Annotated in this window: 24 protein-coding genes and 2 pseudogenes; 17 read left to right on the top strand and 9 right to left on the bottom strand. The window is 73.1% G+C overall.

Annotated elements, in window-relative coordinates; all coding sequences use genetic code 11:
* Nucleotides 1–212 precede the first annotated feature (212 nt).
* Together OG689_RS31150 and OG689_RS31155 are read left to right on the top strand one after the other, a co-directional pair.
* Nucleotides 213–1,346 carry a HoxN/HupN/NixA family nickel/cobalt transporter gene (locus tag OG689_RS31150; protein ID WP_266324178.1) on the top strand — a complete coding sequence of 378 codons (1,134 nt, stop codon included), beginning with the start codon at nucleotides 213–215 and terminating at the stop codon, nucleotides 1,344–1,346.
* 570 nt (nucleotides 1,347–1,916) lie between these two features.
* Entirely contained in the window at nucleotides 1,917–4,310 is a 2,394-nt protein-coding gene (locus OG689_RS31155; RefSeq protein WP_266327558.1) for a lamin tail domain-containing protein, read from the top strand.
* A gap of 74 nt (nucleotides 4,311–4,384) precedes the next feature.
* Here OG689_RS31155 and OG689_RS31160 read toward each other — a convergent pair whose 3' ends face one another.
* Complete coding sequence (locus OG689_RS31160; RefSeq protein WP_266324179.1) at nucleotides 4,385–5,302, bottom strand: SGNH/GDSL hydrolase family protein; 918 nt, start codon at nucleotides 5,300–5,302, stop codon at nucleotides 4,385–4,387.
* A gap of 379 nt (nucleotides 5,303–5,681) precedes the next feature.
* Here OG689_RS31160 and OG689_RS31165 point away from each other — a divergent pair, with 379 nt between their 5' ends.
* From OG689_RS31165 to OG689_RS31180, 4 genes are all read left to right on the top strand, one after another.
* Nucleotides 5,682–7,337, top strand: coding sequence for an FAD-binding dehydrogenase (locus OG689_RS31165; protein WP_266324180.1), 1,656 nt, complete (start codon nucleotides 5,682–5,684; stop codon nucleotides 7,335–7,337).
* A gap of 200 nt (nucleotides 7,338–7,537) precedes the next feature.
* Nucleotides 7,538–7,855: a hypothetical protein gene (locus OG689_RS31170; protein ID WP_266324181.1), complete on the top strand. Its 318-nt coding sequence runs from the start codon at nucleotides 7,538–7,540 to the stop codon at nucleotides 7,853–7,855.
* Nucleotides 7,855–9,180 (top strand): hypothetical protein, encoded by a 1,326-nt coding sequence (locus OG689_RS31175; protein ID WP_266324182.1) that lies wholly within the window; start codon nucleotides 7,855–7,857, stop codon nucleotides 9,178–9,180. Before OG689_RS31170 ends, OG689_RS31175 begins: the two co-directional genes overlap by 1 nt.
* Nucleotides 9,181–9,184: 4 nt before the next feature.
* Nucleotides 9,185–9,847: a hypothetical protein gene (locus OG689_RS31180; RefSeq protein WP_266324183.1), complete on the top strand. Its 663-nt coding sequence runs from the start codon at nucleotides 9,185–9,187 to the stop codon at nucleotides 9,845–9,847.
* Between the two features lie 141 nt (nucleotides 9,848–9,988).
* Here OG689_RS31180 and OG689_RS31185 read toward each other — a convergent pair whose 3' ends face one another.
* Nucleotides 9,989–10,465: a GNAT family N-acetyltransferase gene (locus tag OG689_RS31185; protein WP_266324184.1), complete on the bottom strand. Its 477-nt coding sequence runs from the start codon at nucleotides 10,463–10,465 to the stop codon at nucleotides 9,989–9,991.
* 221 nt (nucleotides 10,466–10,686) lie between these two features.
* On the opposite strand from OG689_RS31185, the gene OG689_RS31190 reads away from it, so the two are divergent.
* Nucleotides 10,687–11,871: a serine hydrolase domain-containing protein gene (locus OG689_RS31190; protein WP_266324185.1), complete on the top strand. Its 1,185-nt coding sequence runs from the start codon at nucleotides 10,687–10,689 to the stop codon at nucleotides 11,869–11,871.
* Nucleotides 11,872–11,956: 85 nt separating this feature from the next.
* Here the strand turns inward: OG689_RS31190 and OG689_RS31195 are convergent, their stop codons facing one another.
* The gene (locus tag OG689_RS31195) at nucleotides 11,957–12,904 is read right to left on the bottom strand and encodes a LysR substrate-binding domain-containing protein (protein ID WP_266324186.1); all 948 of its coding nucleotides are present in this window, start codon (nucleotides 12,902–12,904) and stop codon (nucleotides 11,957–11,959) included.
* Between the two features lie 88 nt (nucleotides 12,905–12,992).
* Here OG689_RS31195 and OG689_RS31200 point away from each other — a divergent pair, with 88 nt between their 5' ends.
* From OG689_RS31200 to OG689_RS31215, 4 genes and pseudogenes are all read left to right on the top strand, one after another.
* Nucleotides 12,993–13,361, top strand: coding sequence for a nuclear transport factor 2 family protein (locus tag OG689_RS31200; protein ID WP_266324187.1), 369 nt, complete (start codon nucleotides 12,993–12,995; stop codon nucleotides 13,359–13,361).
* Between the two features lie 38 nt (nucleotides 13,362–13,399).
* Nucleotides 13,400–14,224, top strand: a pseudogene (locus OG689_RS31205) (HAD-IC family P-type ATPase); the annotation flags it as partial.
* 135 nt (nucleotides 14,225–14,359) lie between these two features.
* Nucleotides 14,360–14,764: a (2Fe-2S) ferredoxin domain-containing protein gene (locus OG689_RS31210; protein ID WP_266324188.1), complete on the top strand. Its 405-nt coding sequence runs from the start codon at nucleotides 14,360–14,362 to the stop codon at nucleotides 14,762–14,764.
* Between the two features lie 196 nt (nucleotides 14,765–14,960).
* A complete protein-coding gene (locus OG689_RS31215) occupies nucleotides 14,961–15,218 on the top strand; it encodes a hypothetical protein (RefSeq protein ID WP_073922150.1) in 258 nt (85 codons plus the stop codon).
* Between the two features lie 49 nt (nucleotides 15,219–15,267).
* Here the strand turns inward: OG689_RS31215 and OG689_RS31220 are convergent, their stop codons facing one another.
* Complete coding sequence (locus OG689_RS31220; RefSeq protein ID WP_266324189.1) at nucleotides 15,268–15,804, bottom strand: hypothetical protein; 537 nt, start codon at nucleotides 15,802–15,804, stop codon at nucleotides 15,268–15,270.
* Between the two features lie 78 nt (nucleotides 15,805–15,882).
* Nucleotides 15,883–16,644, bottom strand: a complete 762-nt coding sequence (locus OG689_RS31225; RefSeq protein ID WP_266324190.1) for an SDR family oxidoreductase — start codon at nucleotides 16,642–16,644, stop codon at nucleotides 15,883–15,885.
* 220 nt (nucleotides 16,645–16,864) lie between these two features.
* Here OG689_RS31225 and OG689_RS31230 point away from each other — a divergent pair, with 220 nt between their 5' ends.
* The 3 genes from OG689_RS31230 (at nucleotide 16,865) to OG689_RS31240 (ending at nucleotide 19,880) form a co-directional block, all read left to right on the top strand.
* Nucleotides 16,865–17,440 carry a TetR/AcrR family transcriptional regulator gene (locus OG689_RS31230; protein WP_266324191.1) on the top strand — a complete coding sequence of 192 codons (576 nt, stop codon included), beginning with the start codon at nucleotides 16,865–16,867 and terminating at the stop codon, nucleotides 17,438–17,440.
* 125 nt (nucleotides 17,441–17,565) lie between these two features.
* Nucleotides 17,566–18,015, top strand: a complete 450-nt coding sequence (locus OG689_RS31235; RefSeq protein WP_266324192.1) for a VOC family protein — start codon at nucleotides 17,566–17,568, stop codon at nucleotides 18,013–18,015.
* A 206-nt stretch (nucleotides 18,016–18,221) separates the two neighbouring features.
* Nucleotides 18,222–19,880, top strand: a complete 1,659-nt coding sequence (locus OG689_RS31240; protein ID WP_266324193.1) for a metallophosphoesterase family protein — start codon at nucleotides 18,222–18,224, stop codon at nucleotides 19,878–19,880.
* 158 nt (nucleotides 19,881–20,038) lie between these two features.
* Here the strand turns inward: OG689_RS31240 and OG689_RS31245 are convergent, their stop codons facing one another.
* From OG689_RS31245 to OG689_RS31255, 3 genes are all read right to left on the bottom strand, one after another.
* Entirely contained in the window at nucleotides 20,039–21,592 is a 1,554-nt protein-coding gene (locus OG689_RS31245) for a hypothetical protein (protein ID WP_266324194.1), read from the bottom strand.
* 366 nt (nucleotides 21,593–21,958) lie between these two features.
* The gene (locus OG689_RS31250) at nucleotides 21,959–22,441 is read right to left on the bottom strand and encodes a peroxiredoxin (RefSeq protein ID WP_266324195.1); all 483 of its coding nucleotides are present in this window, start codon (nucleotides 22,439–22,441) and stop codon (nucleotides 21,959–21,961) included.
* Nucleotides 22,442–22,807: 366 nt separating this feature from the next.
* The gene (locus OG689_RS31255; RefSeq protein WP_266324196.1) at nucleotides 22,808–23,020 is read right to left on the bottom strand and encodes a helix-turn-helix domain-containing protein; all 213 of its coding nucleotides are present in this window, start codon (nucleotides 23,018–23,020) and stop codon (nucleotides 22,808–22,810) included.
* 121 nt (nucleotides 23,021–23,141) lie between these two features.
* On the opposite strand from OG689_RS31255, the gene OG689_RS31260 reads away from it, so the two are divergent.
* Nucleotides 23,142–23,801 carry an NAD(P)-binding domain-containing protein gene (locus OG689_RS31260; protein WP_266324197.1) on the top strand — a complete coding sequence of 220 codons (660 nt, stop codon included), beginning with the start codon at nucleotides 23,142–23,144 and terminating at the stop codon, nucleotides 23,799–23,801.
* Between the two features lie 100 nt (nucleotides 23,802–23,901).
* A complete protein-coding gene (locus OG689_RS31265) occupies nucleotides 23,902–24,237 on the top strand; it encodes a YnfA family protein (protein ID WP_266324198.1) in 336 nt (111 codons plus the stop codon).
* A gap of 40 nt (nucleotides 24,238–24,277) precedes the next feature.
* Here OG689_RS31265 and OG689_RS31270 read toward each other — a convergent pair whose 3' ends face one another.
* The gene (locus tag OG689_RS31270) at nucleotides 24,278–25,489 is read right to left on the bottom strand and encodes a pyridoxal phosphate-dependent aminotransferase (protein WP_266324199.1); all 1,212 of its coding nucleotides are present in this window, start codon (nucleotides 25,487–25,489) and stop codon (nucleotides 24,278–24,280) included.
* Between the two features lie 94 nt (nucleotides 25,490–25,583).
* On the opposite strand from OG689_RS31270, the pseudogene OG689_RS31275 reads away from it, so the two are divergent.
* Nucleotides 25,584–25,937, top strand: a pseudogene (locus tag OG689_RS31275) (winged helix-turn-helix transcriptional regulator); the annotation flags it as partial.

Raw genomic sequence — 25,937 nt, forward strand, 5'->3', positions numbered from 1 at the left:
GAGTGTGTCTGCGGGTGGGGCCCGCTGGTGGCGGGAGCTTCGAAAGCCCCGGGGGTACGGGTGCGTGGTCTACGCGGGACGGGGTTCGGGTGTCCGCGCAGTGGATGCCTGGTCCGATTAATTGCACATGACTTGCAAGTACTTCCCCGAAGGGGGAAAACTGGTCCAGCTCTTCCCTGCCCTCACCGCCCGTTCCCCGAGAGGACGCCGCCATGACCAGCGCGCCCCCAGTCACCCAGGTGGCCCCCGCGATCAGATGGCGCGACCGGCTCACCCGGGACGAGTGGATACGCCTGGCAGGCATGGGCGGCTTCGTCCTCGCCCTGCACGTGATCGGCTGGTTCACCCTGCTCGCGGTCATCGCGCCCAAGCACTACGACGTCGGCGGCCAGGTCTTCGGCGTCGGGATGGGCCTGACCGCCTACACCCTCGGCATGCGGCACGCCTTCGACGCCGACCACATCGCCGCCATCGACAACACCACCCGCAAGCTGATGGGCCAGGGCAAGCGCCCGCTCTCGGTCGGGTTCTGGTTCTCGCTCGGCCACTCGTCGATCGTCTTCGGGCTCTGCGCGCTGCTCGCCTTCGGCATCCAGTCCCTGGCCGGCCAGGTCGAGTCCGACGACTCCGCCCTGCACACCGCCACCGGCCTGATCGGCGTCACCGTCTCCGGTGTCTTCCTGGTACTGATCGGCCTGATCAACCTCGGCGCCTTCAACGGCATCCTCAAGGTCTTCCGCAAGATGCGCCAGGGCGAGTTCGACGAGGCGGAGCTGGAGCGCCAGCTCGACAAGCGCGGCTTCATGAACCGCATCCTCGGCCGCGTCACCAGGGCCGTCACCAAGCCCTGGCACATGTACCCCGTCGGCCTGCTCTTCGGCCTCGGCTTCGACACCGCCACCGAGGTCTCGCTGCTGGTGCTGGCCGGCGGCGCCGCGGCCTTCTCGCTGCCCTGGTACGCCCTGCTCGTGCTGCCCGTCCTGTTCGCGGCCGGCATGAGCCTGCTGGACACCATCGACGGCTCGTTCATGAACTTCGCGTACGAGTGGGCGTTCTCCAAGCCCGTCCGCAAGATCTACTACAACCTCACCGTCACCGGCCTGTCCGTGATCGTCGCCCTGGTCATCGGCGTTATCGAGCTGGTCGGCCTGCTCGGCGAGAAACTCGACATCACCAGCGGCCCGGTCGCCTGGATCGGCGAGCTGGACCTCAACATGGTGGGCTACGCCATCGTCGGCCTGTTCGTCCTCACCTGGGCCGGGGCGCTGGCGTTCTGGAAGTTCGGCAAGGTCGAGGAGAAGTGGTCGGCCGGCCTGAACAAGGCGGCGGTCTCCGCCACCGACTGACGCCCGCACGGCTCCGCGGCCCGGCCCCCGGCCCCGGCCCCCGGCCCCGGCCCCCGGCCCCCGGCCCCGGCCCCCGGCCCCGGCCCCGGCCCCCGTCGTTCCTCGGGACGACGGGGGCCGGGCGCTTTCCCGGTCCGTCCCGCCTCACCCGGTACGGCGACCTGTTCGCACGCCGGGCGGCCGCAGGTTCGAGCCCTGCCCCCGGAGGACGCGCGGTGCCGTCCTTCCGGAGCGCTCCGGGCGGTCGGGCCCGCGGGGTCCGGCCCCTCCATCCGGCCGCGGCCGGGCGGGGGCGCGGTGATCCGGTGCCAAGAGTTAACCGCAGAGGGCTTGTCGCGTCATTTTCTACGCGCGTATCTTGAGCGCTGCGGCGTCGCTTCCTGACGTCGCGTCTACGCGGGTAGTGCGCCGAGGCGCGCCACCTGAACCACCCTCACGTCCCGGCGCCCCCACGGCAGCCGGGGCATCGTGCTGCACCCGGACGCCGCGTCATGGCAATGACCCGGCAGCTTAAGGAGTCCTGCCCCGGTGACCACGCCCACCGCTCCCCGCCCCCGCTCCCGCAGGGCGCTGCTGCGCGCGACCCTCCTCCCGGCCGGCCTGGCCGCCTCGCTCGTGCTCGTCCCGCTGCCGTCCGCCTTCGCCGCGCCGTCCGCCGATGCGGTGATCGCCGAGGTCTACGGCGGCGGCGGCAACTCCGGCGCCACGCTGAAGAACGACTTCATCGAGCTGGCCAACAAGGGCGGCGCGGCTTTCGGCCTCACCGGCTGGAGCGTCCAGTACATCTCGGCCTCGCCGGGCGCGAACTCGCAGTGGTCCGTGACCCCGCTGACCGGCTCGATAGCCCCCGGCGGGCGCTACCTGGTCGCCGAGGGGGCCGGCGCGGGCGGCACCGTCGCGCTGCCGACGCCGGACGCCACCGGCAGCCTGGCGCTCTCCGGCACCGCCGGCACCGTCGCGCTCGTCCAGGGCACCGACCCGCTGACCTGCAAGACCGCCGCCGACTGCGCCGCCGACCCGCGGGTGCGCGACCTGGTCGGCTTCGGCACCGCCGTCGTCCGTGAGGGCGCCCCGGTCACCGGCGCGAGCAACACCGCCTCGGTCGCCCGCCGCGCGAACCTCGCCGACACCGACGACAACTCCGCCGACCTGGTGGCCGGTGACCCGACCCCGGTCAACAGCTACGGCGAGTCCGCCGAGGGCACCACGCCGGGCGGCCCGACCGGCCCGACCGAGCCCGGCCCGCTGCGCATCCACGACATCCAGGGCACCACCCGCGTCTCGCCGCAGCTGGGCAACACCGTCCCCGGCGTGCCCGGCATCGTCACCGGCGTGCGCGGCTACGGCTCCAAGGGCTTCTGGATCCAGGACCCGAACGCCGACGCCGACCCGGCCACCAGCGAGGGCCTGTTCGTCTACACCGGCAGCAAGGTCCCGACCGTGCAGGTCGGCGACTCGGTGCTGGTGACCGGCAAGGTCGCGGAGTACTACCCGAACTTCGCCGGCGGCTCGCAGTCGCTCACCCAGCTGACCGCCCCGGCGATCACCGTGGTCTCCTCCGGCAACGCCGTCCCGGCGCCGGTCGTGGTCAGCACCCGCAACATCCCCGGCACCTACACCCAGGACGCGGCCGGCGGCTCCATCGAGGGCCTGCCGCTGCTGCCGGAGAAGTACACCCTGGACTTCTACGAGTCCCTGGAGGGCATGAACGTCCAGGTCTCCGACACCCGGGTGATCCAGGCGACCGACAAGTACAACGAGCTCTGGGTCGCCGCCGACGCGCAGGACCAGAAGAGCAAGCGCGGCGGGGTGCTCTACGAGTCGTACCGCGAGCCGAACGTCGGCCGCCTGATGATCCAGCAGCTGGCCCCGGTCGCCCAGCAGCCGTTCCCGGTCGCCAACGTGGGCGACGTGCTCACCGGCGCCACCACCGGTCCGCTGGACTACAACTCCTTCGGCGGCTACACGCTGGCCGCCACCTCGATCGGCGCCGTCCAGGACAACCACCTGGAGCGCGAGGTGACCGCCCCGGCGGCCGACCGCGAGGCCACCATCGCCACGTACAACGTGGAGAACCTGGCCCCCGGCAACCCGGACAGCAAGTTCGCCGAGCTGGCCCAGGCGGTCGTCACCAACCTGCGCTCGCCCGACGTCATCGCCCTGGAGGAGATCCAGGACAACAACGGCGCCACCAGCAACGGCACGGTCGACGCGAGCGTCACCGTCGCCAAGTTCATCGCCGCCATCCAGGCGGCCGGCGGCCCGGCCTACGACTGGCGCTCCGTCAACCCGGTGGACGGCAAGGACGGCGGCGAGCCCGGCGGCAACATCCGCCAGGTGTTCCTGTTCAACCCGCAGCGGATCTCCTTCACCGACATCCCGACCGCCGACCCCACCAACACCGCGGTGGACGTGGCGGGCACCGGCGCCGCCGCCTCGCTGACCGCCTCGCCCGGGCGGATCGAGCCGGGGGACGAGGCGTGGGCCAACAGCCGCAAGCCGCTGATCGGCCAGTTCAGCTTCCGCGGCAAGAAGCTCTTCGTGATCGCCAACCACTTCAACAGCAAGGGCGGTGACCTGGGCATCGACAGCCGGTTCCAGGCCCCGGCCCGCAGCTCCGAGGTGCAGCGCGGCAAGCAGGCCGTCGTCGAGCAGGCCTTCGTGGCCAAGCTGCTCGCCGCCGACCCCACCGCGAAGATCGTCTCGGTCGGCGACTTCAACGACTACCAGTTCTCCCCGGCGCTGGCCGCGCTCACCAAGGGCGGCGTGCTGCGCGACCTGGTGAACGAGCTGCCCGAGAAGGAGCAGTACTCGTACGTCTACCAGGGCAACTCGCAGGTGCTGGACCACATCCTGGTCAGCCCCGAGGTCGGCTACGCCAAGTACGACGTGGTGCACATCAACAGTGAGTTCGCCCAGCAGGCGAGCGACCACGACCCGCAGATCGTGCGCGTCAAGCCCTGACCCGGGCAAGGCGGCGGGGCGTGACCGGTACTCCCGGGCACGCCCCGCCGTCGTTCTCCCGCAGCCGTCGCGGTCTACTTCAGTGCGGCCAGCACGGCCTGCGCCATCACCTGCTCGCCCTTGGCGTTCGGGTGGAAGGGGACGGCCGGGGAGCCGGGCAGCGCGCCCTCGATCCAGGGCGTGGCCGAGCAGGAGTCGTGGCCACGGGTCGGGCCGGCGGTGTCCACGTAGCCGGCGCCGTTCGCGGCGGCCGTGGCGGCGAGCATCGCGTTCAGCTTGCCGAGGACGCCGCGCAGGTAGCTGACGTCGCCGGTGGTGACGGGCTGGCGGCCCAGGCAGTCGGAGGAGTTCTCCGGCAGCACCGACGGGTAGCCGACCACCAGCACCCTGGCGCCGGGGGACTTGGCGTGGATCCGCGCCAGCACGTCGGCCAGCTGCGGGGCGGCGCCCGCGATCCGGTCGGCCAGGTCGTCGTTGCCGTACTCCCAGGACCAGCTGCTCCAGCTCCAGTGCCCGTGGTTGTAGACGTCCCGGCACGGGGTGCCGAACGGGTTGACCACCGCGCCCGCGATGCAGGTGGCGATGATCTCGCCGACGCCCAGGTCGCCGACGCCCAGGTCGTTGCCGCCGATGCCGACGGTCACCAGGTCGGTGTCGGCGCGCAGTGCGTTCAGCTGCGGGTCGTTGACCCGGATGAAGGCGTCGTACTGGGCGGAGGTCATGGCCTTCACCTTGGCGGCCGAACAGGTGACGTCCGTGTACGAGGTGGAATGCAGCGACGCTGCCACCAGGTGGCCGTAATTGTGGTCGGAGCGCAGGCACAGGCCCGCCGACTGGCCGGGGACACCGGCGCCGGCGGCGTAGGAGTCGCCGAGTGCGACGTAGTGCGAGCCGGTGGCGGCGCTCGCGTCGGAGGTGGTCAGGGCGAGCGTGAGCACCAGAGTGAGGCTGGTGACCAGCAGGGACGCGAGTTTCCGGGCAGGGCTGAGCACGGTTCCTCCTGGGGGAGAGAAACGAGGGTGGGTGGGGGGTGAGCGGATGCCGGGCCACAGCTACTACTACTCGGTAAGTTACTGCCAGGTTTCGTACGCGTCCACAGTATTGGCACGGATTCCTGAAAAACAGTCAGAAAGAATTCCCGGAATTACGCTCCGGCGCGTAGCGCTTTACCGGCGGTCCGACTGTTCCCGGAATTCTGCTCCACGGTGGAGCGAAATTCGGTGCGCGCTTGTTACCGACCGGTTGACTGCGTGATCGCCAACCCGCAGTATCGGAGCCACCCACCGGGCGGGTCACCGTCCGCCGGGCGCACCACGGGCACCGCCCGCCCCGCCGCCCCCACCGGCCCAGCCGCTCACGGAGGACCCCCGCATGGCATTCGACGCCGACGTCATCGTCATCGGGGCCGGCCTGGCCGGCCTGGTCGCCACCGCGGAACTGGCGGACGCCGGACGCAAGGTCATCCTGCTCGACCAGGAGCCGGCCGCCTCGCTCGGCGGCCAGGCGCACTGGTCCTTCGGCGGGCTCTTCCTGGTCGACTCGCCCGAGCAGCGCCGGCTGCGCATCCGCGACTCGCACGAACTCGCCTGGCAGGACTGGCAGGGCACGGCCGGCTTCGACCGCCCCGAGGACCACTGGCCCCGCCGCTGGGCCGAGGCCTACGTCGACTTCGCGGCCGGCGAGAAGCGCGCCTGGCTGCATGCCCAGGGCGTCCGCTTCTTCCCCGTGGTCGGCTGGGCCGAGCGCGGCGGACTCCTCGCCACCGGTCCCGGCAACTCCGTGCCGCGGTTCCACATCACCTGGGGCACCGGCCCCGGCATCGTCGAACCCTTCGCCCGCCGGGTGGCGGCGGCAGCCGCCCGTGGCCTGGTCGACCTGCGCTTCCGGCACCGGGTCACCGGCCTGGCCGCCACCGGCGGCGTCACCGACACCGTGACCGGCGAGATCCTGGTGCCCAGCACGGTCGACCGCGGGGTCGCCAGCTCGCGCGAGGCCACCGGCGCCTTCGAGCTGCGGGCCCAGGCCGTCGTCGTCACCTCGGGCGGCATCGGCGGCAACCACGACCTGGTCCGCAAGGCCTGGCCCGCCCGGCTCGGCACCCCGCCGGCCCGGATGCTCTCCGGCGTCCCCGCCCACGTCGACGGCCTGATGCTCGGCATCGCCGAGGAGGCCGGCGGCAACCTGATCAACGGCGACCGGATGTGGCACTACACCGAGGGCATCGAGAACTGGGACCCGATCTGGGCCGCGCACGGCATCCGGATCCTGCCCGGCCCGTCCTCGCTCTGGCTGGACGCCCGCGGCAACCGGCTGCCGGTGCCGCTCTTCCCCGGCTTCGACACCCTCGGCACCCTCGAACACATCATGACCACCGGCCACGACCACACCTGGTTCGTCCTCACCCAGAAGATCATCGAGAAGGAGTTCGCCCTCTCCGGCTCCGAGCAGAACCCCGACCTGACGGGCCGCAGCATCCGCGACGTCCTCGGCCGCGCCCTGCCCGGCGCCACCGCGCCGGTCGAGGCCTTCAAGCGGCACGGCGCCGACTTCGTGGTCGCCGACAACCTCCCCGACCTGGTCCTGGGCATGAATGCCAAGACCCCGCAGGCCCTGATCGACGGCGACGCGCTGCGCCGTGAGATCGAGGCCCGCGACCGCGAGCTCGCCAACCCGTTCAGCAAGGACCTCCAGGTCACCGCCATCCACGGGGCCCGCCGCTACCTCGGCGACAAGCTGATCCGCACCGCCGCGCCGCACCGCATCCTCGACCCCAAGGCCGGGCCGCTGATCGCCGTCAAGCTCAACATCCTCACCCGCAAGTCGCTCGGCGGCCTGCAGACCGACCTCTCGTCCCGGGTGTTGCGGGCCGACGGCAGCGTCCTGGACGGCCTGTACGCGGCCGGTGAGGCGGCCGGCTTCGGCGGCGGCGGCGTGCACGGCTACCGCTCGCTGGAGGGCACCTTCCTGGGCGGCTGCATCTTCTCCGGCCGGGCCGCGGGCCGCGCGGCAGCGGCCGCCACGGCCTGAGCCGGCGACGGCCTCGGCCCGGGGGCGGTCACGCCCCGGGGCCGGCCGGATCTCGGGCTCCCGATGCTTGAGGGTGCGGCGCCGGGGCAGTCGTGAGGGAACGGGCCACCGGGCAGGAGGTGGACACCGTCGGAACCCCGGTCGCCCGGACCGCGTCCGGAAAGAGTGGAACGACCAGTACGGATACACGGGGGTATGGCATGAGTGGATACATCTCGGAGCCCGAACGGTTCCCGGTGGCCGCAGGGCAGCTGGACGAGGGCGCGGGCAAGCTCGTCAGCGCCGACGGCGGCTTCGGCGAGTCGGACGTGGCCGCCCGGCGCCACGCCGGCTGGAAGGTCGGCGGGGCGCTCGGCGCCTGCGCCACCCGCTGGGAGGGCGAGACCAAGCGCACCGTCGACGCGATGAAGCAGCTCGCGGAGGGTCTGCGCACGACCGCCGCCAACTACCACGGGCAGGAGGTCGCGGTCGCCGAACAGCTGCGCCGCGCCGCCACCCTGCTGGGAGGGAACGGCTGATGCCCGCGGACGACGGCGGCCACGACGGCCGATTCCGGCCCGGCTCGGAGGACCACAAGCCGCGCTTCGACAAAGCGGTGACGGTGCCCCAGCTGCGCGAGGCCGACCCGGCCGCCTTCGACCGGGCCGCCGAGGAGTGGGACAAGCTGTCCACGGCGGCCGCCGAGGCCCGCTTCCAGGCCGTGGACGTACTCTCCACCCTCCAGGAGGGCTGGAGCGGCGAGGCGGCCGAGCTCGGCCGGCGCGCACTCGCCGACCTGATCGACGAACTCTCCATCGCCGAACAGGAGATGGAGGCCGCGAAACTCACCCTCGGCAGCGCCTCGGACGGCCTGGCGCTGGCCCGGCGCTGGATGACCGAGGCGGACGACCTGGCCAGGGCCAACGGCCTCGCGGTCGAGGACGACGGCGATGTGCGGGTCCCGCCGCAGGTGGGGCTGCACAACGACCCCGACGCCCAGGCCGACGCGCGCCGGCTGGCGGGCATCGCCGGCGAGGTCCGCAACCTGGTGACGGCAGCCCTCAGCTACGCCGCCGACGTCAGCGACACCGCCGGCCACGAGCTGGACCGGATCACCGCCTCCGTCGGCTACGACCGGCTCGACGACTGGACCAAGCGGGTCGTCGGGGAGGACCTGGCCGGCGCCCGCGACCTGGACAAGGTCTTCGGCGGCCGGGGCGGCGTCCTGCTGCCCCCGGACCCGTACGACCGCGGCGCCGGCGTCTACAACTCGCAGCAGCCGAACGACCGCGACCGGCAGCTCGCCAACACCCTGGGCGCCGGCATCGTGGGCATGCCCTTCCAAGCCGGCGACGTCAACGCCAGCGCCAACATGGCGCACTACCTCTCCGGCACCGGCGAGCCGCTCAACCTCGACGTCGAGGACATGCTCAAGGACATCCCCGACTTCCAGGAGAGCGTCAACACGGCCCTGGACGGCAACCTGGCCGGCTGGCAGGCCCAGGCCCTGGCCGAGTACAACCGCACGGGGAAGCCGGTCGCCCTGGTCAAGGACACCGGCTGGCAGCCGATGTCCGCCACCCCCGACAGCAGCACGGACTGGTACTACGCGGTCGGCTCCTTCCACTACAACACCCAGGCCAAGATCGAGGTCAAGCCCGCCGCGCCCGGCGCCCCGCCGGAGGTCACCGTCACCTACCAGACCCACGTCAGGGACCGGTACAACTGGGACCACGGGAAGCAGACCGAGGTGCCCGGGATGGGCACGGTCACCGACCAGGACATCCAGAACCTGCACCGGACCGGCCTGGCCCAGGAGTTCGACATGGGCGGCAACAGCGACATGCGGACCAGGAAGGTGTGATGCCATGACACCCCGCCCGACAGCGAGCGAGGCACCGGACGGAGCCCCGGACGGGGCGCGGGACGCACCGCGGGGCGAGGCCTGGGCCGGTGCCGCCGGACCGGTGCCCGATCCGACGGTCGCCCCGGACGTCCCCGGCGGGCGGGTCGGCGACGCCTGGCCGGAGCTGCGGGAGCGTCCGGCGCTGCGCCGCTCGGTCGGGGTGTTCCTGGCGCTCTGCGGGGTGTTCACCGTACTGGTGGTCGGGTGGGGGGTGGTCGCGCTGACGCGGGACCACACCCCGCCCGAGACCGACCTGAGCCGCGCCGAGCGGCTGGCCGGCCTGCTCTCCTCCCAGCATCCGGGGCAGGGCCGGTACTACGTTCCGGACGAGATCGTGCTCACCCGGACCGCCGACGGGTCCGAGGTGGGGTACCTGCACTACCGGCTGGACGGCGGCGAGGACGTCAACGTGGACGACTTCCTGCGCACCTACAACCTCCCCGAGCCGGGCACGCCCGCGCAGCTGCCGGGCGACCTGGTGCAGGCCCTGCCGGGGGAGGAGCCGGCCGTGGCGCCGGTGCTGCCCGGCTCGGCGGGCAGCGACGGGCACCGGCAGATCTACGTGGCCCCGGCGGAGAACGGCCCGGCGGGCGCGGGGGACGTCTACGTCCGCGCCACCGGCTGATCCGTCCGGCGCCGGGGCGTGTCCTGGCCGACGACGGGCCGGGGCGCGTCACGGCCGTGACTCGGCCCGGTGACACCGGGTGGTGACACAGGGTGGTGACTCGGCCCGCTGTCTCCGGGCGGGGCCTGCGGGGCCCGGGCCTCAGGCCAGCAGCAGGTCGATGTAGGGCACCTGGTCGCCCGGCAGCAGGTACCTCTCGACCTCGACGAAGCCGTGCGCCAGCGCGAACCGCAGCCCGTCCGGGTTACTGGCCAGCACGACCGTCCCGATCACCTCGGCGCCGGACGCGCGGGCCGCCGCCAGCCCCTGGGCGTAGAGCGCCGCGCCGAGGCCCTGCCGCCGGTGGGCGGGCAGCACCCGGGCGATCACGGTGGCCGTCGCCGGGTCGCCCGGCGCCCGGTCGGCGGCCGGCGGGCGGACCGTCGAGCAGCCCACCAGGACGTCGCCGAGGTGGGCCACCTCCAGCCGGTTGCGCCGGGCCCGCTCGCGGACCTGGTCGAGCGACAGCACGTCGGTGGGGATGATCACGTTGTGGACGTGCTGCCAGTCACGCAGCGTGGCCTCGTCCGCCACCCGCGTGATCCGGAGTTCGGCCCGCCCACCGCTCTGTTCGGTCATCCGGGCAGGAAACCGCCCCGGACGGCGGAGCGTCAAACAGGTTTCCGCGCCGGCCTCCTGAACCGGGCGCCGGCCGGACCGGCGGGCGGCCGCAGGTCCGCGTCGCGCGGCCGATCGCGCGGCCGATCGGGTGGCCGCCCCGCGCCCCGGCGGCGTCGCCGTGAGGAATCGGGGCCGCGGCGGCAGGTTTGGTCCCTACGGCACCCCGGGAAGGCGGATCCATGACCGAGCTGCACGACACGCTGGCCAGGCACGTCGGGAGCGGACCGCTGCCGGGAGCGGTCGGCCTGCTGGCCGTCGGCGACCGGGTCGAGGTGGCGGCCGTCGGATCGGCGGACGTCGAGGGCACCGTCCCGATGGCCCGGGACTCGATCTTCCGGGTCGCCTCGCTCACCAAACCCGTCGTCGCCGCAGCCGTGATGATGCTGGTCGACGACGGCCGGATCGCCCTGGCCGACCCGGTCGACCGCTGGCTGCCGGAGCTGGCCTCGCCGTCCGTCGTCCGCACGCCGGCCGCACCGGTCGACGACGTGGTGCCGGCCGCCCGGCCGATCACCGTCTTCGACCTGCTCACCTCCCGTGCCGGGCACGGCTTTCCGGCGGACTTCTCGCTGCCGGCGGTCGGACTGCTGTTCAGCGTGCTGAAGCAGGGCCCGCCGCAGCCACAGGTGATCGCCCCGCCCGACGAATGGATGGCCGCACTGGCCGGCATCCCGCTGCTGCACCAGCCGGGCGAGGCGTGGCTCTACAACACCTCCTCCGACATCCAGGGCGTGCTGGTCGCCCGGGCCTCGGGCCGTCCGCTGCCGGAGTTCCTGGCGGAGCGCCTGTTCGAGCCGCTCGGCATGGCCGACACCGGGTTCGAGGTGCCGTCCGGCAAGCTCGGCCGGTTCACCGGCTACTACCGGACGGGCCCGGACGGCGGCCCGGTGCTGGTGGACGCCCCCGACGGGCAGTGGAGCAGCCGGCCGGCCTTCCCGTCCGGCGCCGGCGGGCTGGTCTCCACCGCCGACGACTGGTTGGCCTTCGCCCGGATGCTGCTCGCGGACGGCGTGGCCGCGCGGGCGTCCGGACCGGTGGCCGCGGGCGCGGCGGCGGGGCGCCGGCTGCTCTCGGCGGAGTCCGTCCGGCAGCTGACCACCGACCATTTGACCGCACGTCAGAAAGTCGACGGGGAGCTGTTCCTGGAGGGACAGGGCTGGGGTTTCGGCGGCTCGGTCGACGTCGAGGCGATCGATCCCTGGAACGTTCCGGGGCGGTACGGGTGGGTCGGCGGTACCGGTACGGCGGCGCACCTGACCCCGTCCACCGGCGCGGTCAGCATCCTGCTCGGTCAGCTGGAGATGGCCGGCCCGACCCCGCCCTCGCTGATGCGCGACTTCTGGCGGTACGCGGCCGACGCCTGAGACCGTGCCGACGCCTGAGACCGCGCCGCCATCACCGCGCCGGGCGGCCGTGGCCGTTGCGTCCGCCGGGCGTGCGGTGCACCCGTCACCCTGCCGGATGCTCGCCCTCGCCCCCGCCCGTGCGGCTGCCCTCGCCCTCGCCCCCGCCCGTGCGGCTGCCGAGCCTGCGGCGGGCCCGCTGGAGCAGGGCGCGCCCGGCCGGGCCGGCCGGGCCCTCGGCGCGCCAGGCGAGGACCAGGCGGCCGCGCAGGGGGGGCCGGTCGATGGTGATCACGTGCAGGTGATCGGCGCGGGCGGTGGCGAACGCGCCGGGCAGGATCGCCGCGCCCAGGCCGCGGGCGGCCAGTTCGGCGAGCAGTCCGGGGTCGCTGGCCTCGAAGGCGATCCGGGGCGCGAAGCCGACCGCCGCGCAGGCCTCGTCGAGCCGGGCCCGCAGGCCGGTGCCGCGCGGCAGGCTGATCAGCGGCCGGCCGCGCAGGGTGTCGATCGAGATGACCTGGTGGACGGCGAGTTCGTGGTCGTGGCCGACGGCGGCGACGATCGGCTGATCCTCCAGGACCAGCACGCCGAGGCCCTCCGGGTCGTCGCTGCCGACGCTGACGACCGCCGCGTCCAGGTGTCCGGTCCGCAGGCCTTCCAGGAGCTGCTCGGAGTTCGCCTCGGACAGGGTGATCTCCACCGCCGGGTGCGCGTGGTGGAAGTCCGCCAGCAGGCCGGGCAGATCGACGTTGTGCGAGGTCACCGTCCCGACCGCGACGTGACCCCGGAGCAGTCCGGTCAGTTCGTCGACGGCGAGCCGGACGCCTTGCACGGCCGCGAGCGCCGCCCGGGCGTACGGGAGGACGGCCGCGCCGACCTCGGTCGGGCGCACCGAGCGGCCGGAGCGGTCCAGCAGCTCCTGGCCCAGCTCGCGCTCGAGCCGCCTGATCTGCGCACTCACCCCGGGCTGGGCGACGTGCAGCTTCTCGGCGGCCCGGGTGAAGTTACCTTCCTCGGCCACCGTCACGAGGTATTCGAGCTGCCGCAGTTCCATAACCGATCATGCTAGTTCCCAGACTTTCCAGCTCTTGGACTTCTGATCAGCCGGACGCCAGGCTTGAGGTGAGCGAAAGGACACGACCATGACCGAGAACCGCACCCGCGCCACCACCCCGGAGGACCTGGCCCGCCTGTTCGTGGAGCGCGCCAACGCCCGCGACGCCGAGGGACTGGCCGAGCTCTACGCCCAGGACGCCGTCCTCGCCTACCCGGCGGGGGCCTCGACGGTCGGCCGGGAGGCGATCCGCGCCGTCTGCGAGCGGATGCTGGAGCACGCGCCGCTGCCCTTCCCGGTGGAGCAGCCGCTGCCGACGGTCCGCTACGGCGACCTCGCCCTCACCTCCACCCGTGACGCCGACGGCACCGGCGGCCGGGTCCAGGTCGCGCGCCGCCAGCCGGACGGGACCTGGCTGCGGATCATCGACCGTCCGGAAGTACCCGCCGCCGGGTGACCGGCCGCCCCCGTCGGGCGCCGGCCGCGCTCACCCCGGACGCGCTGCTCGCCCTGGCCGCCGCCGTCGAGCACCCCAGGGAGCACCCGCTGGCCCGCGCGGTGGTCGAGGCGGCCCGCGCCCGCGGTCTCGCCCTCGCCGCCGCTAGCGGCTTCGCGTCGACGCCGGGCGTCGGCGTACGGGCGGTGGTCGACGGCGTGGTGACCGAGGTCGGCGCCCCGGCCCGCGCGAGGTCCGGCGAACGCGCTGCGAAGGCGCCGACCGCGGGCCCGGACGGGACCCTCGCGGAGCCGGCCGAGGCCGTCGCCGAGCTGGAGGCGGCCGGTCGTACGGTCGTGGTGGTCCGGCGCGCAGGCGTCGTGGTCGGGGTCCTCGGCCTCGCCGACCGTCCGCGCGGGCAGGCGGCGGCCGCCGTGGCGGCCCTGGCCGCGCTCACCGACCGCCCGCCGGCGCTGCTCGGCGGCGACAACGCGGGGGCCACCGCGCGGCTGGCCGCCGAGGTCGGCCTCACCGACGCCCGAGGCGGCCTGCTGCCGTAGGAGAAGGCCGCCGCCGTCGGCGAACTGGCCGCCGCCGGGCACCGGGTGCTCTTCGTCGGGGACGGCGTCAACGACGCGCCCGCGCTCGCCGCCGCGCACACCGGCGTGGCGATGGGCCGGGCCGGCTCCGACCTCGCCCTGGAGAGCGCCGACGCGGTCGTCGTCCGGGACGAACTGGTGGCCGTGCCCGCGGTGGTGGCCCTCTCGCGGCGGGCCCGGCAGCTGGTGGTGCAGAATCTTGTGATCGCGGGGGTGTTCATCACCGTGCTGGTGACCTGGGACTTGATCGGCAGCCTGCCGTTGCCGCTCGGGGTCGCCGGGCACGGTCGGACGGCCGGTCACCGTCCGCCGACGTACCGGCCGGTGACCGACCTTCGGTGACCGACCCCCGGTGATCGAGCTTTCAGCGGTCGGGCTGCCGTACGGAGACCGACCGGACCACAACGAGCAGGGAGCCCCATGAGTCGTCGAAACCGCGCGGAGAAGGCGGCGCCGCCGTCCCCGGTGACCGTCACCGTCTGCCGGGGCTGCTGCTGCGGCACCGAGACCAAGCACCCGGGGGTGGACCACGGGGTGCAGCTGGAGCGGCTGCGCGCGGGCGTCGGCGGCAGTGGCCAGGTCCGGGCGGTGAAGTGCCTGGACGCCTGCGCGCACTCCAACGTGGTGGTGGTCAGCCCGTCGGCCGAGGGCCGGCGGGCCGGCGGCCGTCCGGTCTGGCTCGGCTGGGTGCTGGCGGACGACATGCTGGACGAGATAACCGACTGGGTCCGGGCGGGCGGCCCCGGCCTCGCCGACCCGCCGGGGACGCTCGACCTCCAGGAGTTCGCGGTGTCCCGCCGGCTCCGTGAGGGCCTGCCCGGCTGAGGTCCGGACCGCCCGGCCGGTGCGGGCCCGCCCGGGCCCGCACCGTGGGTGCGTCCGCCCGGCGGGACGCCAGGTCCGCCGACTTCGGTGCGGGGCCGGGTGTCGCGGGTCTACGCTGGCCGGTGGTGCCGGACGACGGAGGGATCACCATGGCCAGGACCACGCGGGACGCCGCCCACCCCGGCGGGGTGCCGCGGTGACCACGGTCTGCCGGATCTGCGCCGGCACCGGACGGACGGCCGGCCTCAGCTGCCGCACCTGCCAGGGCACCGGCACCACCGAGGTCGGCGGCGGTGGCGGCAACTGCTTCCTCTGCGACGGCACGGGCATCTACGTCCGCTACCGGGTCGACGCCAGCGGCGCCAAGCACGCCTACCGCGAAGAGGTCTGCCGTACCTGCGACGGCACCGGCAACCGCGCGCCGAGCACCTGGGACGAGACGATCTCGACGTAGGCCGCGGTCGGCGAGCCCCGGGCGGCCGCGGACCGCCCGGCCGCGGGCATCACCGCGCGCCGCCGTCCACGACCGCCGCCAGCTCGCCGGCCGACTCGGACGTCAGCCGGTAGAAGCCCTGAAGGCTGATCGAGTGCTCAAGGCGGCCGTCCACCACGTACTTCGCGGAGCGGGTCCGGCCCCGGCGGTTCTGCCAGGTCAGCCGCTCCAGCAGGTCACCGGGTACGGCCTGGTCCAGCCGGACGGGCGTCGCGTCCACGTGCACCGCCACGGCGCCGCAGCCGCCGGCGCCGAGCATCGACCAGTCGTCGTGCCCGGGGAAGGCCGGGTCCTGCCAGGTCGCGGGGGCGGCGCCGCAGCAGTCGCCCCGGTCGGTGTCGACCACCCGCATCCGGCTCACCACGTGCACGACGCAGCGGTTGACGTGCAGGGCGTACACCTCGTCCCCGGCCGCGGCACCCGACCAGGCGGGCAGGGAGGTGTGGACCCCGCTGAAGGCGACCGGTGGCCGTTCCCCCACCCGACCGGCCTTGCGCAGTGCACGGCAGGTGTCTTGGGTCCACAGGACGGTGAAGGCATCAGGCATGCAGCGATCCTAGGAAGGGCCACTGACGGTGGACCCGACCGCGCCCCCTGCCCCGAGCCTGCCGGCGCCGGCAGGCCGTCAGACCTGGGCCATGCCCCCGTCCGCGAAGAGCTCGACGCCGGTGATGAAGCCGGCGGCGTCGCTGGACAGGAAGACCGCGGCGGTGCCCATCTCGCGGGGGTCCGCGATCCGGCCGGTCGGGTTGCCCTCGCCCATCGTCCGGACGGCGGCCGGGACGGCCTCGGCGCCCTGGGCCATGGCCAGGGCGCTGCGCAGGGACTCGGTGTCCACCGCTCCCGGGCTCAGCACGTTGATCCGGACGCCGGAGCCCTTGATGTCCTGGATCCAGCCGCGGACGCAGGCGCGGACGGCGGCCTTGGACGCGCCGTACAGGCTCATCCCGGCCGGGGGCCGGATCGAGGCGGTGGAGCCGATGACCACGATCGTGCCGCCGGGCCGCAGCAGGGGCAGCGCCGGCTGCACGGTGAACAGGACGCCCTTCACGTTGACGGCGAAGGTCCGGTCGAACTCCTCCTCGGTGATCCGGTGCAGCGGGGCGTGGGCGCCGATGCCGGCGTTGGCCACGACCGCGTCCAGCCGTCCGTGCCGCGCGATCACCTCGGCGTAGGCGGCCTCCATGTCGGCGAGCTTCGAGACGTCCGCGACGATGCCCGAGCACTTCGGGCCGATCGCGGCGACCGCTTCGTCCAGCTCGGCCTGCCCGAGGTCGGTGATGACGACGTCGGCGCCGTTCGCCACGAACTCCTTGGCGACGGCGAGGCCGATCCCGGACGCTGCGCCGGTGACGACGGCGGTCTTTCCTTCGAGCGGACGGCTCATGTGCTTCTCCTATGACGGTTCGTCGGTGCCCGCCGAGCGGCGGGCCGTGGGTTCGAGGGTGTCGTGCGTATGCGGACGAGGGCTGTCCGGGCAGGCGGGATTCGGCTCCCGACGGGGCGGGCGGGGCATGGCCTAGAGTGAATGTGGAGGCGCCGCCGCTTCGCTTCAAGGTAAGCGGAGGCGCCTCCGGATAGCAAGCGGGGACGACAGGAGACTCGACATGGCCACCGACGCAGGGCGCCCGCTGCGCGCCGACGCGCAGCGCAACCGCGACAAGATCCTCGCCGCCGCGGTGCGCGTCTTCGCCGAACAGGGCCTGGACGCACACCTCGAACGCATCGCCAAGGAAGCGGGCGTGGGCACCGGCACCCTCTACCGGAACTTCCCCACCCGGGAACTCCTGATCGAGGCCGCCTACCGCAACGAGCTGAGCCGGCTCTGCGACGCCGTCCCCGAGCTGCTGGCGACCATGCCGCCGCAGGACGCCCTGCGGGACTGGGCGGGCCGCTTCCTCGACTACGCGAGTGCCAAGCTCGGCATGGCCGAGGCCTTGCGCGCCGTCGTCGCGTCCGGCGTCGACCCCTACGACCACAGCCGCCGGATGATGCTCGAAGCACTCACCTCGCTGATGGACGCCGCGGTGGCGACCGGCACCATCCGCTCGGACATCGGTCCGGCCGACATGTTCGCCGCCCTCAGCGGCATCGCCCTCGCCTCGGGCCGGCCCGAGCAGCGCACCCAGGCCGAACGGCTTCTCGACCTCACCCTGGACGGACTGAGCGCCCGCCGGACCTGACACCCGCCGCGGCCGGACCGGCCTACCGCCACGGCCGGACCGGCCTACCGCCACGGGGGACACGCAGGCCGGCCGGCCCGCCCCGGGGCTGGCTTTCGCGACGGCGGCGTTGTTGGCTGTCCGTCATGAAACCCAAGCTCCAGCTGACCGTCGACTGCGCGGATCCCGACCGGCTCGCCGCCTTCTGGGCCGCCGCCCTCGGGTACCGGGTCGAGCCCGCCCCCGCGCCCTTCCCGACCTGGCGGGCCTACTGGCTCGACCAGGGCGTGCCCGAGGAGGAACTCGGCACGGGGGACTGCAGCGACTCGATCGTGGACCCGGACGGCACCGGCCCGCGGATCTGGTTCCAGCAGGTGCCCGAGGCCAAGGCGGTCAAGAACCGGCTGCACCCCGACCTCGGCGTCAGCGGCGGTCGCGGCGTCCCGTTCGAGACCCGCCGGGAGCGGGTCCATGCCGAGGCCGCCCGGCTGGAGCAGCTCGGCGCCACCCGGCTGCGGAGCGAGGACTCGCCCGACACGGGCTCCTGCTACAGCGTCATGCAGGACCCGGAGGGCAACGAGTTCTGCGTGCACTGAAGGGGCTGTGGCCCGGGGACCCGCTCTGAGCCGGCGTGAGAACCCCTCCACCGGCGCGGGGTGGGGCCGCGCAGGCACGGCGCACCGCGCGGCGGGATCATTTTGCCTGGCCATGGTCGAACATTGGAGTTCGAATGGGCGGCGCGCCGGTGCTCGTTCACCGGATGTCCGTGTCCGGGCAATCCGGCGCTGCAAAAGTCCGGGCCATGGATATCCCACGCATGGGCGTGCCCGAGAAGCTCGCCGACCGTATGAGCATGGCGGAGCAGCACGAGTACCTCCGCAGCCGCTTCTCCCGCCGCCGGATGCTGCGCACCGGCGCCATCACCGTCGGCGCGCTCGCGGTCGGCGGCACGCTCGGCACCGGCAGCGCCTCCGCGGCGCCGCAGCCGGCCCCGGTCGCCACCACGGACGGCATCGACGGCTCGCTGGTCGCCCCGATCGGCCGTCACCTCTCGTTCGGGCCCGAGCCGGACACCCAGTTCCGGATCTCCTGGCAGGTCCCCGCGCCGGTCAAGAAGCCCTTCCTGCGCTTCGGCAAGCAGCCGTGGGACCTCAGCCACAAGGTCGCCGCCGAGGTGCGTGCCCTGCACACGCCGGCGCTCGTCCAGACCGGCGCGCCGGTCGACCAGTACTACCTGCACGTCGCGCTGGAGGACCTGCAGCCCGACACCACGTACTACTACGGCGTCGGCCACCAGGGCTTCGACCCGGCCTCCCAGCAGGCCGTCTCCACCCTGAGCACCTTCCGCACCGCGCCCGCCCGCGAGCACATGTGGGGCAAGGTCTACGAGCCGTTCACCTTTACGGCCTTCGGCGACCAGGGCGTCAGCGCCCACGCGGCCGGCAACGACCACATCATCCTGGCTCAGAACCCGGCCTTCCACCTGCACGCCGGCGACATCTGCTACGCCGACGCGGCCGGCTCCGGCCAGGACTCCGACAAGGCCGCGTTCAACGCCACCACCTGGGACGCCTTCCTCGCGCAGACCGAGACGGTCGCCTCCAAGGTCCCGTGGATGGTCTCCTACGGCAACCACGACATGGAGGCCTGGTACTCGGCGAACGGCTACGGCGGCGAGAACCACCGCTTCTTCCTGCCGGACAACGGCCCGGACCCGCGCACCGTCCCCGGCGTCTACACCTTCCGCTACAAGAACGTCGGCGTCATCTCCCTGGACGCCAACGACGTCTCGTACGAGATCCCGGCCAACCTCGGCATCTCGGCGGGCAAGCAGACCAAGTGGCTGGAGCGCCAGCTCAAGGACCTGCGGAACGACGAGACGGTCGACTTCATCGTCATCTTCTTCCACCACTGCGCCTTCTCCACCACCCACCAGCACGCCTCCGAGGGCGGCGTCCGCGAGGCCTGGGTGCCGCTGTTCGAGAAGTACCGGGTGGACCTGGTGATCAACGGTCACAACCACGTCTACGAGCGCACCGACGCCATCCTCGGCAACAAGGTCGCCAAGGCGGTGCCCAGCGGCGCCACCGTCGAGCCCGCCAAGGACGGCGTGGTCTACGTGACGGCGGGCGCGGCCGGCCGCAGCCTGTACAGCTTCGACGCCCCGGACACCTACGAGGGCCACGAGGACCACCAGGACTCGGTGAACACCTACCACTTCGCCCAGGGCGGCGTGAAGGTCACCGAGACCGTCGAGTGGTCCCGGGTGCGCTACACCGGCTACTCCTTCATCAAGGTCGACGTCACCCCGGCCCACCTGGGCCAGAAGTCCGAGATGAAGGTCACCGCACTGGCCGAGAACGGCACCCAGGTCGACCACTACACCATCCTCCGCAAGGTCGGCGAGGGCTGGGACAGCAAGACCGACGACGACGGCGAGGGCGGCGGCTGGGGCTGGTAGCCCTCACGGAGGTCGAGCTGAACGGAGCCGGGCCCCTGGGGAGTTGATCCCCAGGGGCCCGGCTCCGGCGTTTCGCCGCCGATGCTCGTCCGTCCGGTCGGGATGTCGTGATCGACAGTCTGCGGTACGGACGCGGGTCGGTCGGCCGGAGAGCGGTGTCAGAGGCGGTACCAGGTGCGGAAGCCGGCGCCGGGTGCGGGCTGGTCGATGGCCCAGGTGGTGCCGGTGGTGTCGGTGGCGGTGACGATCATGGAACCGTTGGCGGCGAGGGCGACGCGGGGGTCGCCGGCGAAGGTGGGGCTCGTGGTGCCGAGGTAGCTGCCGCTGCTGAAGCCGGAGGTGGGGCCGCTCTGGCCGAAGAGGGCGATGTGGCCGTCGGTGGTGCGGGCGACGATGTTGACGGTGCCGTCGGCGCCGGGGGAGAGCACGAGGCTGGTGGCACCGGAGAGTCCACCGAAGAGGCTGATCTTGTACCAGTAGCGGAAGTCGCCACCGGTGGAAGCCTGGTCGGTGGCCCAGACGTCACCGTTGACGTCGACGGCCGCGACGATCAGACCGCCGCCGGCCGACACGGTGACGCTCGGGTCGCCGGCGAAGAACGGCGTGCCGGCGGGGAGCGCCGGTCCGGCGGCCGGTGCCGAGCCGGGGCCGGTCTGGGCGTAGGCCTTGAGGTGGCCGTCCACGGACCGTGCCAGCAGCTGGACGGTACCGCCGCCGGCCGGGGAGAGGACGGCGCTCACGGCGCCGGTGACCCGGGTGCCGACGGTGGCCCAGGGTTCGAAGGCACCGCCGGGGGACGACTGCCGGGTGACCTTCAGGTTGTTCATGGCGTCCACGCCCGCGACGACGATCGTTCCGTCGGCCGCCAGCACCGCCGCCGGGTCACCGACGAAGACGTCGAGCGGCCCGCCGAGCACCGTCGTCGAGTCGAAGGACGAGGTCGGACCGGACTGCGCGTACTCGGTGATCCTGCTGTCGCTGCCGCGGACGAAAGCGTGCACGGTGCCACCTGCCGCCGGCGAGAGCACGGTGGCCGGGGTACCACGGTGACCGGGGGCGCCGACCTGGTACCAGGACCGGAATCCCGAGGTGGGGCTGGTCTGGTTGGTGGCCCAGAGGCTGCCGTCGCTGTTGCCCCGGAAGGCCACCAGAGTGCCGTTCGCCGCCTTGGTGAGCGAGGTGACGGGTACCTGGGCGGGGGTGTTCAGGCCGGTCGAGATGGTGATGCTCGCCGACGCGGTGTTTCCCGCCTTGTCCCTGGCCTCGACGGTCAGCTGGTTCGTCGGCCAGAGAGCCGGGGCGATGCCCACCGTGGCGCTGCCGTCGGACCCGGCCGCGACCCAGTAGCCGCCGCAGTCGGCCTGGGTGGGCAGCGGAGCGTTGACGCTGTAGCAGAACCCGGCCAGACCCTCGGCGTCGCTGGAGGCGAACCGGACCCGGCGGGTGACCCCCGGGGCGAGCCCGCCGCTGGCCAGGTCGTACCCGTCCGCCGAGGTGATGGTGGGCTCGGTCGGCGCAACGGTGTCCGCGGTGAGCGCCGCTGCGACTGCCGGGTGGGTGCTCGCGAAGGAGGCCTGCGCGGGTATCTGGACGGCGCCGGCGGCGAGCAGGACCGCGAGGACCGACCCGGCGCGGCGGCCGGTCGGCCCGGGGCGGGCGGCTACGGGATCGGCGGTCGCGGCGGACGACCTACCCGTGTGAAGCGGGGGCATGTAGGAAATTCCTCCCATGATTCGGGCACCGACGGCACGTGTGCCGCGCGGGGCCTTCGGACGCTATCAGGGAGGTCTGACGGAGTGACGGTCAATATCCTTCACCGGGCGTCGGCACGCAGGCGCCTGAGGGAACGTCAAGCAGCGGAACATCAGCGGTCCGGTCTCTCCGAGGGTGCCTCTCGGTGGGAGAAACGTACGGAACAGGAGCGGGTCGGCGGGGGTGAATTCGATGAATTCCATCGGCTCGGGGTTCGGCCCCGAGGATGTTCGGGCGGCGCCGCCGGGTGGATCGCTTCGTCAGGCGGCCGCAATGGTCGGCATAATTCCTGCGGACGAATTCCCCCGGCGGCGCCGCCCGTGCCGTCAGGCCTTCAGGGCCGCCAACTGCGCGGCGAGGGTGTCGCTGTGCTGGAAGGTCAGACCGGCCAGGGCGACGTGCTTCCAGCGGACGGTGCCGTCGCCGTCCAGGATGAAGACGGAGCGGCGCAGGCCGAGACCCGGGACGGCGATGCCGTAGGCGCGGGCGATGGCGCGGTCGGTGTCGGCGAGCAGGGGGAAGGCGAGGTGGTGCTTGCGGGCGAAGCGTTCGTGGCTGTCGAGGTCCTGCGGGCTGATGCCCCAGACGGTGGCGCCGAGGTCCTTGAAGCGGTCCAGGTCGGAGGTGTAGGAGCAGAGCTGCTTGGTGCAGACGGCGGTGTCGTCGCCGGGGTAGAAGACCAGGACGAGCGGGTTGCCCTTGGCTTCGGTGAGGCGGTAGTCGCGGCGTTCGGCGATGTCCTCGTCGAGCAGGACACCGGGGAGGGTGAACTCGGGGGCTTGGCTGCCGGGCTCGGGGGGCTTGGGCATGAGGGTGGGGCCTTCCGGGGGGGAGTGGGGACGTTCGGGGAAGGTGGTGCGAGGGTGCCGCGGCGACGGAGGTGGGGCCGCCGGTCGCCTCATCGCACCTTACGCCGCAGGTGCGGGGTGCCTTTCGCCCGAGTGGTCCCGTGCTCGGGCCGGGGCCGGCGGGGGAAGTCGTCCCGGTGCCGAGGCCCGTGCCGCCGGGCGTCGTGGGTGCCTTCCCGGCCTGCCAACGGGGTTGCTGCCGTGGCGTACGGGCTGTCGGCCGGCCCGGCGCGGCGCCGGGTGGGGATCCGCAGGGTGGTGGTGGGTCGCCCGGGCGGGTGACGGTGGGGTGCGTGGACGGTGACCTGCCGTCCTTCGGGCCGGCGGTTAGCTGTCGGGCCGGCCGGGGGCGTCCCCGGCTCGGGCGGCCCGGATCTCGCCGAGGTGGTTCTCGGCCCAGCGGCAGAGTTCCGCGAGCAGGGGCGAGAGGGAGTCGCCGAGCGGGGTGAGCGAGTACTCGACGTGCGGAGGCACGACCGGGAAGGACACCCGGCGGACGATGCCGTCGCCCTCCAGGCTCCGGAGCGTTTGGGTGAGCATCCAAGATCGGGAACCGCCTGCCGGCAGCGCCGCCGACCGGGATGATCGGTCCGACGCCGTGGCCGCAGAAATCGCGGCCCGCGCACGGTGATGACGCAAGGACACGAAGGAGAGCAAGCAGATGAAGATCGCGGTACTGGGCACCGGTGAGGTCGGCCGTCGGCTGGCCGGCAAGCTCGCCTCGCTCGGCCACCAGGTCACCCTCGGCTCCCGCACGGCGGACAACGCCGAGGCGAAGCAGTGGGCCGCGGACAACGGCGGTGCGCACGGCACCTTCGCGGACGCCGCCGCGGCCGGGGAGCTGGTGGTGAACGCCACCGGCGGCCTGGTCTCGATGGCCGTGCTGGAGGCCGCGGGCGCGGACAACCTGCGCGGCAAGGTGCTGGTCGACGTGTCCAACGCCCTCGACTTCTCCGCCGGTTTCCCGCCGAGCGTGGTCACGCCGGACGGCGGCAGCCTCGCGGAGCAGCTGCAGAAGGCGTTCCCGGAGACCCGGGTCGTCAAGACGCTGAACACGATGAACAACAGCGTGATGGTCGACCCCGGCCGGGTTCCGGGCCACCACAACGTCTTCGTCAGCGGCGACGACGCGGGCGCCAAGGCCGAGGTCTCGGCGATCCTGGAGTCCTTCGGCTGGGCGCCGGACCGGATCGTCGACCTGGGGGACCTGTCGAGTGCCCGCGCGACCGAGCTGCTGATGCCGCTGTGGCTCCGGCTGTACGGGGTGCTCGGCCCGGTGGACTTCAACTTCTCGGTGGTCACCGCGCCGCCCGTGGAGTGATCCCGTGGTCGGTGCGGGCCGGCCCGCACCGACCACCGCCCGGCCGCCGACCCGCCGTACCGACGGCAACCCGGGCCGCGGGCCGTCGTAGGGTCGGGGCATGACCGTGCTGCGCTCCGCCCTGCTGTTCGTCCTCGCCGCCGTGCTGGAGATCGGCGGCGCCTGGCTGGTCTGGCAGGGCGTGCGGGAGCACCGGGGGTGGGCCTGGGTGGGCGCGGGTGTGGTCGCGCTCGGGGCGTACGGCTTCGTCGCCACCCTCCAGCAGGATGCGAACTTCGGCCGGATCCTGGCGGCGTACGGCGGGGTGTTCGTGGCCGGCTCGCTGGCCTGGGCGATGGCGCTGGACGGCTACCGGCCGGACCGGTACGACGTGATCGGCGCGCTGGTCTGTCTGGCCGGCGTGGTGGTGATCATGTACGCCCCGCGCGGCACCTGAGGCCGGCGGGGCGTCCGGTCCGGCGGCCGGGCTCGGCCGCCTACTGCCGGTACGTCGTCAGGAAGCGGCCGATCCGGCTGATGGCGGTCTCCAGGTCGTCGGCGCGCGGGAGGGTGACGAAGCGGAAGTGGTCGGGGCGGGGCCAGTTGAAGCCGGTGCCCTGGACGATGTGGATCTTCTCGCGGAGCAGCAGGTCCAGGACGAACTTCTCGTCGTCGACGATCTTGTGCACGGCCGGGTCGAGCTTGGCGAACGCGTACAGCGCGCCCTTGGGCTTGACGCAGCTGACGCCGGGGATGTCGTTGAGGGCCCGCCAGGCGACGTCGCGCTGCTCGGCGAGCCGGCCGGTCGGCAGCACCAGGTCGTTGATGGACTGGTGGCCGCCGAGCGCCGCCTGCACGGCGTACTGGGCGGGGACGTTGGGGCACAGTCGCATGCCCGCGAGCATGGTCAGGCCCTCCAGGTAGTCCTTGGCGCGGGCCTTGGGGCCGGAGACGACCAGCCAGCCGCTGCGGAAGCCCGCCACCCGGTAGGACTTGGAGAGGCCGTTGAAGGTGAGGGTGACCACGTCGTCGGCGAGCGCGGCCAGGCAGTGGTGCTCGGTGCCGTCGTAGAGGATCTTGTCGTAGATCTCGTCGGCGAGGACCATCAGGTTGTGCCGCCGGGCCAGGTCGAGGATGCCCTCCAGCAGCTCCTTCGGGTAGACGGCGCCCGTCGGGTTGTTGGGGTTGATGACCACGATGGCCTTGGTGCGGTGGGAGATCTTGGAGGCGATGTCGTCCAGGTCGGGGTACCAGTTGGCCTCCTCGTCGCAGAGGTAGTGCACGGCCTTGCCGCCGGCGAGGCGCACCACGGCCGTCCAGAGCGGGAAGTCGGGGGCCGGGACGAGGACTTCGTCGCCGTCGTCCACCAGGGCCTGCACGGACATCTGGATCAGTTCGGAGACGCCGTTGCCGAGGTAGACGTCGTCGACCGTCACGCCGCCGACGCCGCGCTGCTGGTAGTACTGCACCACGGCGCGGCGGGCCGGCAGGATGCCGCGGGAGTCGCTGTAGCCGTGGGCGTTCGGCAGGTTGCGGACGATGTCCTGGATGATCTCCTCGGGCGCCTCGAAGCCGAAGGTCGCGGGGTTGCCGGTGTTCAGCCGCAGGACGCTGTGCCCGGCCTCCTCCAGCGCGTTCGCCTGGTCGACCACCGGCCCGCGGATCTCGTAGCAGACACCCTTGAGCTTGCTGGACTGGCGGAACTCCATCAGCGGCCTCCCGACCCTCACCCTCACGACCTGGTCGCTTTGTTCTACCAAGTAACCACTTGGAAAGTCCAACCTTTTGGCTATGCTGATCCCCATGTCACGCCGAAGCTACGACCAGTACTGCGCCGTCGCCCGCGCCCTGGACGCGGTGGGGGAGCGCTGGAGTCTTCTGATCGTCCGTGAACTCCTCGGCGGCCCACGCCGCTACACCGACCTGCACGCCGACCTGCCCGGCGTCTCCACCGACATCCTCGCCGCCCGCCTCAAGCAGCTGGAGGCCGACGGCCTCGTCCTGCGCCGCAAACTCGAGCGGCCCGCCAACGCAGTGGTGTACGAGCTGACCGACCGCGGCACCGCGCTGCGCCGGGTCGTCCTCGCGCTCGGCGAGTGGGGCACCGACCTGCTGGGTGAGCAGCGCCCGACCGACGCCGTCCGGGAGCACTGGTTC

The sequence above is a fragment of the Kitasatospora sp. NBC_00240 genome (genome assembly GCF_026342405.1).
Classification (GTDB): domain Bacteria; phylum Actinomycetota; class Actinomycetes; order Streptomycetales; family Streptomycetaceae; genus Kitasatospora.

Coding starts and splice junctions, on each gene's coding strand:
- OG689_RS31150 (WP_266324178.1), top strand. CDS start 213: ATGACCAGCGCGCCCCCAGTCACCCAGGTGGCCCCCGCGATCAGATGG.
- OG689_RS31165 (WP_266324180.1), top strand. CDS start 5,682: ATGGCATTCGACGCCGACGTCATCGTCATCGGGGCCGGCCTGGCCGGC.
- OG689_RS31170 (WP_266324181.1), top strand. CDS start 7,538: ATGAGTGGATACATCTCGGAGCCCGAACGGTTCCCGGTGGCCGCAGGG.
- OG689_RS31175 (WP_266324182.1), top strand. CDS start 7,855: ATGCCCGCGGACGACGGCGGCCACGACGGCCGATTCCGGCCCGGCTCG.
- OG689_RS31180 (WP_266324183.1), top strand. CDS start 9,185: ATGACACCCCGCCCGACAGCGAGCGAGGCACCGGACGGAGCCCCGGAC.
- OG689_RS31185 (WP_266324184.1), bottom strand. CDS start 10,465: ATGACCGAACAGAGCGGTGGGCGGGCCGAACTCCGGATCACGCGGGTG.
- OG689_RS31190 (WP_266324185.1), top strand. CDS start 10,687: ATGACCGAGCTGCACGACACGCTGGCCAGGCACGTCGGGAGCGGACCG.
- OG689_RS31195 (WP_266324186.1), bottom strand. CDS start 12,904: ATGGAACTGCGGCAGCTCGAATACCTCGTGACGGTGGCCGAGGAAGGT.
- OG689_RS31200 (WP_266324187.1), top strand. CDS start 12,993: ATGACCGAGAACCGCACCCGCGCCACCACCCCGGAGGACCTGGCCCGC.
- OG689_RS31210 (WP_266324188.1), top strand. CDS start 14,360: ATGAGTCGTCGAAACCGCGCGGAGAAGGCGGCGCCGCCGTCCCCGGTG.
- OG689_RS31220 (WP_266324189.1), bottom strand. CDS start 15,804: ATGCCTGATGCCTTCACCGTCCTGTGGACCCAAGACACCTGCCGTGCA.
- OG689_RS31225 (WP_266324190.1), bottom strand. CDS start 16,644: ATGAGCCGTCCGCTCGAAGGAAAGACCGCCGTCGTCACCGGCGCAGCG.
- OG689_RS31230 (WP_266324191.1), top strand. CDS start 16,865: ATGGCCACCGACGCAGGGCGCCCGCTGCGCGCCGACGCGCAGCGCAAC.
- OG689_RS31235 (WP_266324192.1), top strand. CDS start 17,566: ATGAAACCCAAGCTCCAGCTGACCGTCGACTGCGCGGATCCCGACCGG.
- OG689_RS31240 (WP_266324193.1), top strand. CDS start 18,222: ATGGATATCCCACGCATGGGCGTGCCCGAGAAGCTCGCCGACCGTATG.
- OG689_RS31245 (WP_266324194.1), bottom strand. CDS start 21,592: ATGCCCCCGCTTCACACGGGTAGGTCGTCCGCCGCGACCGCCGATCCC.
- OG689_RS31250 (WP_266324195.1), bottom strand. CDS start 22,441: ATGCCCAAGCCCCCCGAGCCCGGCAGCCAAGCCCCCGAGTTCACCCTC.
- OG689_RS31255 (WP_266324196.1), bottom strand. CDS start 23,020: ATGCTCACCCAAACGCTCCGGAGCCTGGAGGGCGACGGCATCGTCCGC.
- OG689_RS31260 (WP_266324197.1), top strand. CDS start 23,142: ATGAAGATCGCGGTACTGGGCACCGGTGAGGTCGGCCGTCGGCTGGCC.
- OG689_RS31265 (WP_266324198.1), top strand. CDS start 23,902: ATGACCGTGCTGCGCTCCGCCCTGCTGTTCGTCCTCGCCGCCGTGCTG.
- OG689_RS31270 (WP_266324199.1), bottom strand. CDS start 25,489: ATGGAGTTCCGCCAGTCCAGCAAGCTCAAGGGTGTCTGCTACGAGATC.